This is a genomic window from Providencia sp. PROV109 (assembly GCF_033681625.1).
GTDB classification, from domain to species: Bacteria; Pseudomonadota; Gammaproteobacteria; order Enterobacterales; family Enterobacteriaceae; genus Providencia; species Providencia hangzhouensis.
In genome coordinates, this window is sequence record NZ_CP096320.1 from 429,036 (window position 1) to 442,615 (window position 13,580).

Genomic DNA, 13,580 nt, shown 5'->3' on the forward strand with positions numbered 1-13,580 from the left:
TTCCTTTTTGTTAACATTTTATTGACTATTTTTTAACTAGTCATGAGTTGAACATAACATAAACAAATTTTCTTACCTAGATAAAAACATGCAGAAACTATCCTAAAACTGCAAAAAAATAGAAACTATGCGGTTGTTGTGATAGCGATAACAATATAAAAAATAAAGTTATTTTTATTTCAATAACAGTAAAATATATATGATTTTTCATATTAAATTTTATGTTTACCTATCTTTTTCTTATTTAATTAATGTAATGCTCTAATTAATTATTTTATGGCGATGTTTTTTTCTGATTTGTTTGCTTTTGTGAGGCCTATTTTCTATTTAAACATGCTATTCAGTATTTTTTATTTATTTTATTGATCTTTTTTTTCTACGCTATTTGGCGGAAAAACTAATTTTCTAGTTGTTTTAACTCACTATTTGTCCCTTATCTGCAAGCCTTATCCACTCTCTGCATAAATCTAATTTACATGATTAATCATGGATTGACCTGTTATTAACAAAAGATATACAAATAATAAACACAAAAAAGATAAAAACGTTCTGATGTTGATTGGTGAGGTTAAAATGGCTGAGCGATCGTTTGTACAAGAAGTTCAAAAATTACGGCAAGGGCAAGGTGAAACCTTCAGTGGTGAAGGGATCCTTGCTGTTACAAAAGCGCTATTAGAGTCGGGTGTATCTTATGTTGCGGGATATCAAGGTGCTCCTATCTCCCATTTGATGGATGTCCTTGCTGACGCACAAGATATTTTATCTGAATATGGTATTCGCTTTGAAAATAGCGCAAGTGAAGCAACTGCAGCGGCAACCTTAGCAGCCTCAGTTAATTATCCACTACGTGGAGCTGTGACTTTTAAAGCAACAGTGGGGACGAATGTCGCATCTGATGCCTTAGCTAACTTAGCTTCGGGTGGTGTGTTAGGTGGTGCTTTAATTATTGTTGGTGAAGACTATGGTGAGGGCTCTTCTATTATGCAAGAGCGTAGCCATGCTTTTGCGATGAAATCGCAGATGTGGTTGCTTGACCCTCGGCCCAATTTACCGTCTATCGTTCAAGCCGTGAAAGATGGTTTTGAGCTCTCTGAAGCCAGTAATACACCCGTTATGTTACAAATGCGTATTCGTTCTTGTCACGTTCACGGGCAATTTGTTTGCGCAGATAATCAGCGCCCTAAATTTACCGTCAAAGATGCGCTTGAGAACCCAACTCGAGACGTCAGTCGCATAGTATTACCCCCTGCTAGTTTCTTACATGAAAAAGAAAAAATTGAAGCTCGCTGGCCCGCTGCAATTAAATTTATTCAACAACATGAGTTAAATGAATTTTTTTCAGAAGACTCGGATGATGTTGGAATTGCGCTACAAGGCGGTTGTTACAACACGCTGATCCGCGCATTAAATCAGCTAGGGCTAGCGGATGTTTTTGGTAATAGCCAAATTCCTTTATATGTGATGAATGTGGCTTATCCATTGATTGACGATGAATTTGAACGCTTTTGTCGTCATAAAAAAGCCATTCTAGTTTTGGAAGAAGGCCAGCCAAATTTTGTTGAGCAAAATGTGGCGAATATTTTGCGTCAACGCAAGATTGATATTGCCCTGCATGGTAAGGATATGCTGCCAATGGCGGGGGAATATAATACTGCAACAGTGCTTGCGGGTTTACGTTCGTTTTTTGAATGCTATGGAAAGATAGCTCCACAAGTCAAAGCGGCTGCAAAACAGATTCGTATTCCAACGATTAATATTGCCACTCAAAAATCTGAAGAATCTTTACCTGAATACGTGAATGCAGCAGAGCCAACATTAGATGAATCTGTCCATGCGCGCCCACCAGGGTTTTGCACAGGTTGCCCCGAAAGGCCTATTTTTACTGCGATGAAGTTGGTGGAGCGTGAATTAGGCGAACATCATGTGAGTGCGGATATCGGCTGTCATTTATTTTCTATTCTACCGCCCTTTAATTTGGGGAATACCACCATGGGCTATGGGCTAGGAGGCGCAGGGGCTGCGGCTTTGAATGCAAAGGCTGGGAAACGCGCGATTTCAGTGATGGGAGATGGGGGGTTCTGGCATAACGGTTTAACCAGTGGTATTGCCAATAGTGTTTTTAACCGTAGCGATAACTTAACTATTGTGGTTGATAACAGCTATACCTCTGCGACAGGAGGGCAAGATATTCTCTCTTCGACAGCGTTGAATCCAACCCGTAGTACTGGTCATGAAATTGAAAAAGCGGTGAAAGGGGTGGGTGTTAATTGGGTGAAAACCATTAAACACACCTATGACTTAAAAACCATGACAAATACGTTACGTGAAGCTTTAACAACCGATGAGCAAGGGCCCAAGGTTCTGATTGCGCAAAGCGAATGTATGTTGAACAAACAACGCCGCGAAAAGAAAAAAGTGCGTAGTGATGTTGCCGCAGGCAAACGAGTGGTACGTGAGCGTTTTGGTGTCGACCCTGATACCTGTACCGGGGATCACTCTTGTATTCGTTTATCTGGTTGCCCGTCTTTATCAATTAAACCAAGCCAAGACCCATTAAGAACAGACCCGGTTGCAACAGTGATGGATAGCTGTGTCGGTTGTGGGCTATGTGGTGAAGTCTCTCACGCTGCTGTCTTGTGCCCTTCTTTTTTTAAAGCTCAAATTATTACTAACCCTAATGGTTGGGACAAATTGCGCCATCGTGTACGCGGTTGGTTTATTGGCTATTTACAGCGTCGTGACGCACGTCGTCGTGAACAATTTAGTTTCTAAGGGGGATGCATGAATTCTTTATCAACTGCATTACCATCAACAAAAGTCGCATTACAGCCGATTAAAATTGCCATTTTAGCCATGGGCGGCGAAGGCGGTGGAGTCCTTGCCGACTGGGTTGTCAACCTAGGTGAAGAAAACGGTTATTTTGCTCAAACGACTTCAGTGCCTGGCGTGGCACAGCGCACGGGGGCAACAATTTATTATGTGGAATTATTCCCAGGTGCTGATAACCCACAAACCCCTTCTCCTGTATTAGCTCTTATGCCGATGCCCGGTGATGTTGATGTTGTTTTGGCCTCTGAGTTAATGGAAGCAGGCAGAGCAGTGCAGCGTGGCTTTGTTACTCCAGAGCGCACAACATTGATCAGTTCAACACACCGCGTTTACTCTATCGCGGAAAAATCAGCCATGGGTGATGGGCGAGTCGATAGCCAAGCATTAATTCGCCACACTGCTGCATCTGCGCGTCAGTTTATTCACTTTGATATGGCACAAGCAGCACAAGAAAGTGGCAGTGTGATTAGTGCTGTTTTATTTGGTGCACTGTTTGGTTCCGGTGTTTTGCCATTTAGCCGCGCACAATTTGAAGAAACGATTGTACGTGGAGGTGTTGGCGTAAAGCCAAGCTTGCGAGCGTTTACATTAGGAGCAGAAAAAGCGACTAAACCCGAAGATGCATATCAGCCGGAGTCCACAAAGAACACCGTATATTCACCAAAAAATAAGCAGGTATCGCAACTATTAGCTCGTATCCAACATGAATTCTCTCCTCATGTGCAGTATCTCGTGACTGAAGGGACTCGCCGACTTATAGACTACCAAGACCCTGCCTATGCCACTTTATATTTGGATCGCCTCAATAACCTCTTTGCGCAAGATGGCGGGCAAGATGAGCGTTTGCAACGTGCGCTTGCGCGCCACTTAGCCCTTTGGATGTCCTATGAAGACACCATCCGAGTGGCTGATCTTAAAATTCGTGATAGCCGCTTTTCTCGCGTTCGCAATGAAGTACAGGCAAAAGATAATCAATTATTGGAGATCAATGAATTTATGCATCCAAGAATTGAAGAAATTTGCGAAACGCTTCCCAAAAATTTAGGTCGTTGGTTAATGCGTCCACATTGGTTACACAAAGCGCTTCGCAAAATGACCGAAAAGGGGCGCACGATCACTACCAGTTCTTTATTAGGTTTTTTACAGTTGTATCTATTAGCCGCATGGCGAAAAGGCCGACGTTCGACGTTACGTTATCAACTAGAAACGCAGCGCATTGAAAAGTGGTTAGCTGCTGTAATTAAAGCAGCGAAAGCTAACCCTGCACTTGCAACCGAAATTACCGAATGCCAACGCGTGGTTAAGGGGTATAGCGACACTCATGCGAGAGGGTTGCGTAATTTTAAAATCTTAATGGACATCGTTGCGCAGCAAGGTAACAAACTCACCCCCATTAATTTACGTGAACTGCGTGAAGCCGCATTGGCTGATGAACATGGGAAAGAATTGGAAAAATGCCGTCAACGTTTAGCTATGAATTAAGGATAACATCATGAGTTTACTGACATTTACTAAGCCACATAAAATTCACTTTTCGGAGTGTGACCCCGCAGGGATTGTGTTTTACCCCCAGTATTTCGTGATGTTTAACAATTTACTTGAACGTTGGGTTGATGAATTAGTCCCTCAAGGCTTTGCGGGTTACATCATGGAACAACGCTTTGGCTTGCCGACAGTACACCTAGAAGCGGAGTTCAAGGCCATTAGCAAAATGGGGGATAACGTGATGTTAGAGCTACATGTACAGCGTATTGGTCGCAAGTCTCTGACGTTACATCAACGCTGTGTCAGTGTTGATGGAGTACTGCGCATGCAAGTGACGCAAACCTATGTCACAACATCATTAGAAACGCATCAAGCAATCCCTATCCCAGATGCCTTGTATCAGGCACTAACTGCTCAGCAACCAGTGTAAGCAAAGGAGAAATTCCATGAATATCGTGTGTATTGGCGGTGGTCCCGCAGGGCTTTATTTCGGGTTGCTGATGAAATTAGAAAACCCGCAAAACCGTGTAGTGGTGGTGGAACGTAATCGCCCTTATGACACTTTTGGTTGGGGGGTGGTATTTTCTGATGCCACGCTCAGTAATTTACGCCAAGCGGACCCTGTTTCTGCTGAAACTATTTCTGCGGAATTTAGCCACTGGGATGATATTGATGTGCACTTTAAAGGTGTATGTAACCGCAGTGGTGGCCACGGGTTTATTGGCATTGGGCGTAAAAAGTTACTCAATATATTACAAGACCGCTGTGTGGAGTTAGGTGTGGAGTTAGTGTTCGAAACCCAAGTAACGGATGACCAAGCTATTGCTCGCGAGTACCAAGCTGATTTGCTTATCGCCTCTGATGGCATTAATAGTACGGTGCGTACGCGTTATGAAAACGTATTTAAACCCGATATTGACCCACGTCGTTGCCGTTTTGTTTGGCTAGGTACAAAGAAGATTTTTGACGCCTTTACCTTCTTATTCGCCAAAAATGAGCATGGATGGTTTCAAGTTCATGCCTACCAATTTCAAGAAGGGTTATCGACCTTTATTGTGGAGACGACGGAAGAAACTTGGCTTAAAGCCGGTATTGACCAAATGTCTCAAGAGGATGGCATCGCTTATTGTGAAAAACTATTTGCGCCGTGGCTTGATGGTGAAAAACTGATTGCTAACGCAGCGCATTTACGTGGTGCCGCAATTTGGATCCGCTTTCCTCGGGTCATTTGTGAAAATTGGGTGCATTGGACGCAGCCCACTCAAGGTAAAGACGTTCCTGTGGTCTTAATGGGTGACGCGGCACATACCGCCCATTTCTCTATTGGTTCTGGGACTAAATTAGCACTAGAAGATGCTATTGAGCTGTGTGAAAGCTTGAAAACTTCAGGGGGTGATTTACGTAAAGGGCTTGTGCATTACCAGAAGGTTCGCAGTGTCGAAGTACTGAAAATTCAGAATGCGGCACGCAATTCGACAGAATGGTTTGAAAATGTCTGTCGTTATGAAAATTTAGCGCCAGAGCAATTTGCCTACTCTCTCTTAACGCGTTCACAGCGTATATCTCATGAAAATTTGCGCGTGCGTGATGCTGTATGGTTGGAAAACTATGAGCAGTGGTTTGCGGAACAAACAGGTGTGACTTCAAAGGCAAAAGTGCCCCCTATGCTGACACCTTATCATGTACGAGGTATCACTCTTAATAACCGCGTGGTCGCGTCACCAACATTGTTGTATTGCGCTAATCAGGGTATACCCGATGATTTTCATTTGGTACATCTGGGAAGCCGCGCATTAGGTGGTGTGGGTCTAGTGATGACTGAAATGACGGCTATAGCCCCCGATGCCTGTGTGACAAAAGGCTGTGTCGGTATTTGGAATGACGAGCAAGTTACTGCTTGGCAACGTGTGACTGATTTTATTCATCAAAAAACGGATGCCAAAATTGGCATTCAATTAGGCCATGCAGGGCGCCGTGGTTCAACTCAGCGAGGGTGGGAGAAAGAAAATCACCCAATAGATGCAGATAACTGGCCGTTAGTTTCTGCTTCAGCGTTGCCTTATTTACCGAATATCTCACAAATTCCGGTAGAGCTATCCGAGGCACAAATGACTACGGTGATTGACCAATTTGTTGCGGCAGCAAAACGAGCAGAAACGGCTGGTTTTGACTGGCTTGAACTGCAAGCCGGGCACGGTTATTTGCTGTCGAGCTTTATTTCTCCATTAACTAATCAGCGTACAGATAACTACGGTAGAACGTTAGAAAATCGCTTACGTTTTCCGTTAGCTGTCATTAGTGCTGTGCGTCAGGTGTGGTCAAAACCTTTGAGTGTACGTATTTCATCGACGGATTGGGTGGATGGCGGGACTACGGTTGATGACGCGGTGGAAATTGGCCGTGCAATGAAGCAAGCGGGCGCAGATATGATTGACTGCTCTTCAGGTGAAGTGTCACCGCAACAGCAACCGGTCTATGGTCGGATGTACCAAACACCAATGGCAGACCGTATTCGTAATGAAGCTGGAATACCGGTTATTGCCGTAGGTGCTATTACTGATGCTGACCAAGTCAACAGCATTATTGCCGCTGGGCGGGCGGATTTATGTGCTTTATCTCGGCCATTACTTTCTGACCCTGCATGGGTCTTACATGAATGTGCGCGTTATGGGTGGGAAACTCGTTGGCCGGCACCGTATGAATATGGGCGTCAGCAACTCGTTCAATCCTTGAAGTCGCGTTAAAGGCTTTGGCAAACAAAGAGGAAAATAGCATGAGTACACACTCCCATGACCAATACCGAGAAAATGTGGCAGGGCGTGCCGATGTGGCAGATACCCCTGAGCTAGTGGCGTATTACCAAGAACTAGATGCGTTGAAGACAGGTGCATTATGGACGGTCGCAAACAAGATTGAACCGTGGCAACCCAAATCAAGCTCAGTTCCTGTGTTGTGGCGCTACCGTGATTTACGCGAACATGTGTTGCGCTCAGTTGAACTGGTGACCCCAGAAAAAGCGGGGCGTCGCGTGATCTATCTGAATAATCCCGGCCGCCAAGAAGTGGCTGCTGCAGTAGGTTGGCTATACTCAGGTTTACAAGTCATGCATCCGGGAGAAGCCGCTTCGGCTCATGCCCACTCATCCTCAGCATTGCGTTTTATTATGGAAGGGCGTGGGGCATATACCATTGTCGAAGGGCAAAAAATGATGCTAGAAGCCAACGACTTTGTACTGACGCCGAATGGGACATGGCATGAACACGGCGTTGCGGAAGATGGTTTACCTTGTATCTGGCAAGATGGATTAGATATCCCGTTAGTCAATGCCATGGAAGCTGGGTTTTACAAAGTGCATCCTGACTTGCATCAAGCACAAACACGACCTATCGATTACCCCGTTGGTATGTGGGGAGGAACCGCATTACGTCCTCACGATATCGGCTGGGATAAACCTTATTCACCATTATTTAAATACCAATGGGGGCCAACCTACGAGGCGTTGTGCCGTGCAGCGAAGGCAGCGGATGGCTCAGTATTTGATGATGTTTTGATGCACTACACTAACCCGCTCACAGGAGGACCTGTGATGCCAACCATTGGAGCGAGTATGCAATTACTGCGTCCGGGCTTTGTTGGTAAAGCTCATCGCCATACGGGAAGTTTTATTTATCAAGTAGCGAAAGGGCAAGGGTACTCCGTGATCAATGGGCAACGCTTTGATTGGCAAGAGCGTGATATTTTCTGTGTGCCATCGTGGATGTTCCATGAACATGTGAATACCTCACAAACCGAAGATGCTTGTTTGTTTTGCTTTAATGATTTACCCGTAATGCACTCTTTGGGGCTCTATTATGAAGAGGCTCTAGTAGAAAATGACGGTCACCAGAAAGTCGTTACCTAGGTGAGTATTATATTTCTTATTGATTAATATAAATAATTTTATTATTCCAATTTACGTGAAGAAGTGAGTGAGGCAATCACCTCATTCAAGGAGAAAGAAAATGCGCTTAATAACTTATCGTTCTGATGTGACCGCGGCAGCCCGTTTAGGAGCAGTTGTTAATCAACAAGTAGTGGATTTAGCCCTTCTGGCACAAGAGCAAGAGCTGTACTTGCCTGATAATATGTTGGACTTTATCGATTTAGGCCCACAAGGTGTGCGTGTTGGTACAGAACTTCTGAATACATATCAAGGGCAATTCCCAGCAGGGACTGCGTGGCCTGTACAAAATGTGAAAATTTTGGCGCCGATACCTCGCCCACGTAAAAATATTTTTGGTATTGGCTTAAACTATGTTGAACACGTGGCGGAATCCAGCCGTACATTAGACACCTCAAAAGATCTTCCAAAACAACCCGTTATCTTTTCTAAGCCCCCAACCACAGTGATTGGGCCGGGAGATGCCATTGAACATAACGCCAAAATTACCCAACAATTAGACTGGGAAGTGGAGTTGGCGGTGATTATTGGCACTCGTGCGAAAAGTGTCGCGGCAAAAGATGCTCTTAATTATGTGTTTGGCTACAGCTTGATGATTGATATGAGTGCGCGTGATTGCCGCCGTGCTGGGCAATGGATTTATTCTAAAGGGCAAGATACCTATGCACCATTTGGGCCATGCATTGTCACTGCTGATGAGGTTCCAGATCCTCATACCTTAGATTTAAGCTTGAAGGTGAATGGTGTAACCAAACAATCCTCAAATACACGCCACATGCTATTTAATGTGAATACATTGATTGAAGATATTAGCCAAGGGATCACATTAGAACCAGGTGACATTATTGCAACAGGCACTCCTGAAGGGGTAGGGGCGGGAAGAACACCTCAAGAATGGGTCTGGCCGGGGGATGTGATTGAAGCATATGTTGAGAATATTGGTGAATTGCGCCATCCAGTTGTCGCCGTTTAAGGGGGAAGTATGCTTAATTTGCAGACGTTTAAAGCCGCTGCGGTACAAGCCGCTCCGGTGTTTCTCGATACCAATGCTACGGTAGATAAAGTTTGTCGTTTAATTGAAGAGGCGGCGGATAACGGAGCGAAATTGGTTGCATTTCCAGAGGTTTTTATTTCTGGTTACCCTTATTGGAGTTGGGTGATGAACCCGATAGATGGCAGTCCATGGTTTGAAAAACTGTGCAAATCTGCCATTGAAGTCCCAGGGCCTGAAATACAAAAAATTGCTCAAGCTGCCGCACGCCACCACATCAATGTTGTAATTGGTGTGAATGAGCGGGACCCTAATGGAATCGCTACGTTATATAATACATTAGTGACGATTTCTGATGAAGGAAGAATTCTGGGACGCCATCGTAAATTAGTCCCAACATGGGCAGAAAAACTGACGTGGGCAAATGGAGATGCCTCTTCACTAAAAGTTCATCAAACCAGTATTGGGCCTCTTGGGGCATTGGCCTGTGGGGAAAACACCAATACATTGGCGCGTTTTGCTCTATTGGCGCAAGGCGAGTTAGTCCATATTGCGAGCTATATCGCCTTACCCGTTGCACCAAAAGACTATGACATGGCCGAAGCGATTCGTTTACGCGCATCTGCCCACTGTTTCGAAGGCAAAGTTTTTACGATTGTTTCCTGTTCGAGAGTGTCAGAAGAGATTATGGATGCAATGTCTGCAACTCACCCAGAAGCACGTGAGATACTGGCTCGGCCAAATAGCGCTTTCTCAGGAATTATCGGGCCTGATGGACGAGTTGTAGGCGAACCATTGGTTGACAAAGAAGGGATTGTTTACGGTGAAATTGATTTAAATCGCTGTATTCAACCACGACAAATGCATGATATTACAGGGCATTATAACCGTTTTGATATCTTTGATTTACAGGTGAACCGCCGGCCATTAACGGCAGCACGTTTTCACGGTAATGGGCAAGAAGATGAAGCTTTAAATGTATTTCCAGAATCAGGTGAGTCATTTGGGGAGAGAGAGATATGAGTTTAGCACGTACATATCGTATTGGGCAGATTGTCCCGTCATCAAATACCACAATGGAAACAGAAATTCCAGCTATATTACGGGCAAGAGAAGCTCTGTTTGCGGAGCGCTTTACCTTTCATTCAAGCCGTATGCGTATGCAAAAAGTTACCAAAGAGGAGCTGGCAAAAATGGACTCCGATAGTGACCGCTGCGCTATTGAATTGTCAGATGCTGCGGTTGATGTGCTGGGATATGCCTGTTTAGTTGCGATTATGAGCATGGGGAAAGGTTATCATCGCATTTCAGAAAAACGTTTGTTTCAACGTACGGTAGATAACGGCCATCCAGCACCTATAGTGACTAGCGCTGGGGCATTAGTTGACGGCTTACATGTAATGGGCGCTAAAAAAGTGTCTATTTTAACGCCTTATATGAAGCCGTTGACGCAGTTAGTGATTGATTATATCGAAAGTGAAGGCATTGAAGTGGTAGATAGTATTTCATTGGAAATTCCAGATAATTTAGATGTGGGCCGGCAAAACCCATTAGCACCAGTGGAAATTACGAAAAAACTCAATACCCAAGTAGATGCAATTGTGGCTTCTGCATGTGTGCAAATGCCTTCGCTACCCTCAATACAATTAATTGAAGACCGAGTTGGTTTACCTGTACTGTCTTCTTCGGTGGCGACGACCTATATGATGTTAAAAAAGTTGGGTTTAGAAACTCGTGTTGATGGGTTTGGTTCATTGCTAAGTGGAAAGTTTTAGCTGAATTATCGCCGACTTCTGCTACTCTTGAGGGGTTGTAATCAAATGCAATAATTCAAGATGTTATCAAGGGGAGCGAATGGCAAACTCAAAGGTTTTTGTTGATAATTATTTGCCTGCCCTATTGGGGCAGGCTTGGATGTTGGTTTCATCTGAGTTTCATGCCATTGTTGAAGAAAAAGGTTTGTCAATATTAGAGTGGAGAGTGTTATCCACACTAGCAGGTAATGGCTCGATGGGGATTACAGAGCTCTCACAAAAAACAGTCAGTAAACAACCGACAATTACTCGCGTACTACAACGGCTAGAACAGCAAGGGCACGTGGTTCGCCACAGTAACCATAATGGTAGTGATAAGCGCATAACACTTGTCAGTGTGACATCAAGTGGAATGTCACTAGTTGATGGTTTACTTATTGCAGCTCAGCAACACGAAGAAGTTGTTTTAGCTCCCTTGGGGCTACGTAAAAGTAAGATTCTTAAGCAAGTGCTACAAGAATTAATTGAGCGGCATAGTATAGAAAACACCAATACTGCAGATAAAAGCACTTCCGATAAAAATAATGAAAAAAAGCTAAAAAGAAAAAAATCAGGTAGCCTAAATTTATCTAAAGAAACAACAAAATAGTCGATTAATGATGGTTTAGTTCTATTTTTGATGGCAATACATAACTTATTATTGATATTGCGTTTAAATATTTATTTATCAAATAGATAAATAAGTTTCTTATGGGGCATTTAAGTCAGTAGTAATTTTTGCAACCTGATGATAGATAGGCTATTTCTTAATTTTATTATTTTTGTATCGATTGATTAATTGCCACTTTACATTGATTCATTTTATCTATTTACTTCATAACTGATAATTAATGATTAGCTAAACATGGAGCAATCAATGTCAGTAGTGACACTTGTACTCGTTTTTTTATTAGCCGTTGTTGTGAGCGTTTTTGTTTCACGACTGCTCAAAGATATTATTCCATTACCCCTGATCCAGATAGCACTAGGGGCTGGCTTGTCTTTATACGGTTTTACAGTTGAATTTGAACCTCATCTATTTCTATTTTTATTTATTCCTCCTTTATTATTCCTTGATGGATGGCGTATTCCTAAAGAAGCCTTATTTCAAGAAATTAAACCGATCATGTCGCTAGCCATAGGTTTAGTGGTTGTAACAGTGATTGGTATGGGCTTCTTTATACATTGGTTAATCCCAGCCATTTCTTTAGCTGTTGCCTTTGCGTTAGCAGCCATTTTATCGCCAACGGATCCCGTTTCCGTGTCTGCCATGACTGTCAATTCCCCATTGCCATCTCGAATGGCGCATATTTTGGAAGGGGAGTCATTGTTGAATGATGCAACGGGTCTGGTGTGCTTTAGTTTTGCAGTGGTCGCTGCGTTAACAGGTACATTTTCCCTTGCTTCAGCGGCTGGGCAATTTGTATTAGTGGCATTTGGCGGAATTTTAATTGGTTTGCTGGTGGCTTGGGCAATTGGCTGGTTAAACCAACTGCTCGTTAAGCGTACTGGGGAAGAACCTGCAATTCAAATTATGATCAGCTTACTGATGCCATTTACGGCTTATTTATTAGCTGAACATTTGCATGTTTCCGGTATTTTAGCGGCAGTAGTTGCTGGTATTGCGATGCACTATGAAAAAATTGCAGGTCGCATGCAAGCTGCTACACGTATGCAAAGTAAAGCGGTGTGGGATACGGTACAAACTGCGTTGAACGGGATGATTTTCATTTTGTTAGGTGAACAGTTACCGGGTATGTGGACAAATATGCCTGCTGTAGCAGAGGCCGCGGGTGCGAGCCATCCTTGGATGCTGTTTGTTTATGTGGCAATTATTACTGTGGCATTGGCAGTTTTACGGTTTAGCTGGGTGTGGATCTCGATGACTTTAACCGTCTTCCATAAACGCCGTCGCGGTAAAGAAGCAGATGTTATGCATATTCGTATGATGGCAGTAATGGCGACAGCGGGTGTGCGCGGAGCGATTACGTTAGCGGGTATTTTAACGTTACCTTTATTGATGCCAGATGGTTCATTATTCCCGAATCGTGACGTGGCTATTTTCTTAGCGATGGGGGTGATTTTATGCTCACTATTAATTGCCAGTATCGCACTGCCTATTTTAACGAAAGGGTTAGTACAAGATTTACCTTATGATAATGACGAAATTCGAGCGCGTTTAGCTTTAAATGAAGCCGCGATGGCACATTTACGTGAATTAATGAACCACCCATCGGATGATGTGGATGAAATTGCTATGCGTACTGAAGTTGGGGCGCAACTATTAGAAATTTATGGCAGACGACTCGATAATTCGGATGAAACTGAGTCAGATGTCTATGATTTACATAAGATGATTAATATGGAACGCGAAATGTCTAAGTCGGCGTTAAAAGCGAAACGCGACGCGTTATATCAAATGCGTAAAAGTAAAAATATCAATGAAAGGGTGTATCACCGTTTACGTGATGAACTTGATTTAAAAGAAGAGACACTGAATCACCATAAAAATGGTAAACATTAATTAGCGAAAACAAAAGAC

The 13,580-nt window shown here is 43.5% G+C and carries 10 protein-coding genes; all 10 read left to right on the forward strand.

All coding sequences use genetic code 11. From position 1 onward, the window contains the following. Positions 1-573 precede the first annotated feature (573 nt). Positions 574-2,772, forward strand: coding sequence for an indolepyruvate ferredoxin oxidoreductase subunit alpha (locus M1F25_RS01895; protein WP_094961459.1), 2,199 nt, complete (start codon positions 574-576; stop codon positions 2,770-2,772). A 9-nt stretch (positions 2,773-2,781) separates the two neighbouring features. Continuing rightward, complete coding sequence (locus M1F25_RS01900) at positions 2,782-4,311, forward strand: indolepyruvate oxidoreductase subunit beta family protein (protein WP_181489159.1); 1,530 nt, start codon at positions 2,782-2,784, stop codon at positions 4,309-4,311. 10 nt (positions 4,312-4,321) lie between these two features. After that, positions 4,322-4,744, forward strand: a complete 423-nt coding sequence (locus M1F25_RS01905; protein ID WP_181489161.1) for an acyl-CoA thioesterase — start codon at positions 4,322-4,324, stop codon at positions 4,742-4,744. A gap of 16 nt (positions 4,745-4,760) precedes the next feature. After that, entirely contained in the window at positions 4,761-7,058 is a 2,298-nt protein-coding gene (locus M1F25_RS01910) for a bifunctional salicylyl-CoA 5-hydroxylase/oxidoreductase (RefSeq protein WP_181489163.1), read from the forward strand. A gap of 29 nt (positions 7,059-7,087) precedes the next feature. Then, the gene (locus M1F25_RS01915; protein ID WP_004261095.1) at positions 7,088-8,215 is read left to right on the forward strand and encodes a cupin domain-containing protein; all 1,128 of its coding nucleotides are present in this window, start codon (positions 7,088-7,090) and stop codon (positions 8,213-8,215) included. A 100-nt stretch (positions 8,216-8,315) separates the two neighbouring features. Then, the gene (locus M1F25_RS01920) at positions 8,316-9,227 is read left to right on the forward strand and encodes a fumarylacetoacetate hydrolase family protein (protein ID WP_094961441.1); all 912 of its coding nucleotides are present in this window, start codon (positions 8,316-8,318) and stop codon (positions 9,225-9,227) included. A 9-nt stretch (positions 9,228-9,236) separates the two neighbouring features. Next, positions 9,237-10,268: a carbon-nitrogen hydrolase family protein gene (locus tag M1F25_RS01925; RefSeq protein WP_181489165.1), complete on the forward strand. Its 1,032-nt coding sequence runs from the start codon at positions 9,237-9,239 to the stop codon at positions 10,266-10,268. Continuing rightward, positions 10,265-11,020: an Asp/Glu racemase gene (locus tag M1F25_RS01930; RefSeq protein WP_094961439.1), complete on the forward strand. Its 756-nt coding sequence runs from the start codon at positions 10,265-10,267 to the stop codon at positions 11,018-11,020. Before M1F25_RS01925 ends, M1F25_RS01930 begins: the two co-directional genes overlap by 4 nt. Positions 11,021-11,099: 79 nt before the next feature. Continuing rightward, complete coding sequence (locus M1F25_RS01935) at positions 11,100-11,648, forward strand: MarR family winged helix-turn-helix transcriptional regulator (RefSeq protein ID WP_004261083.1); 549 nt, start codon at positions 11,100-11,102, stop codon at positions 11,646-11,648. Between the two features lie 267 nt (positions 11,649-11,915). Then, the gene (locus M1F25_RS01940; RefSeq protein WP_094961437.1) at positions 11,916-13,562 is read left to right on the forward strand and encodes a Na+/H+ antiporter; all 1,647 of its coding nucleotides are present in this window, start codon (positions 11,916-11,918) and stop codon (positions 13,560-13,562) included. Positions 13,563-13,580 lie beyond the last annotated feature (18 nt).

Bases quoted from the DNA above. Each gene is read 5' to 3' on its own strand.
- M1F25_RS01905 (WP_181489161.1), top strand. From the start codon at position 4,322: ATGAGTTTACTGACATTTACTAAGCCACATAAAATTCACTTTTCGGAG.
- M1F25_RS01935 (WP_004261083.1), top strand. From the start codon at position 11,100: ATGGCAAACTCAAAGGTTTTTGTTGATAATTATTTGCCTGCCCTATTG.
- M1F25_RS01910 (WP_181489163.1), top strand. From the start codon at position 4,761: ATGAATATCGTGTGTATTGGCGGTGGTCCCGCAGGGCTTTATTTCGGG.
- M1F25_RS01900 (WP_181489159.1), top strand. From the start codon at position 2,782: ATGAATTCTTTATCAACTGCATTACCATCAACAAAAGTCGCATTACAG.
- M1F25_RS01915 (WP_004261095.1), top strand. From the start codon at position 7,088: ATGAGTACACACTCCCATGACCAATACCGAGAAAATGTGGCAGGGCGT.
- M1F25_RS01940 (WP_094961437.1), top strand. From the start codon at position 11,916: ATGTCAGTAGTGACACTTGTACTCGTTTTTTTATTAGCCGTTGTTGTG.
- M1F25_RS01930 (WP_094961439.1), top strand. From the start codon at position 10,265: ATGAGTTTAGCACGTACATATCGTATTGGGCAGATTGTCCCGTCATCA.
- M1F25_RS01895 (WP_094961459.1), top strand. From the start codon at position 574: ATGGCTGAGCGATCGTTTGTACAAGAAGTTCAAAAATTACGGCAAGGG.
- M1F25_RS01920 (WP_094961441.1), top strand. From the start codon at position 8,316: ATGCGCTTAATAACTTATCGTTCTGATGTGACCGCGGCAGCCCGTTTA.
- M1F25_RS01925 (WP_181489165.1), top strand. From the start codon at position 9,237: ATGCTTAATTTGCAGACGTTTAAAGCCGCTGCGGTACAAGCCGCTCCG.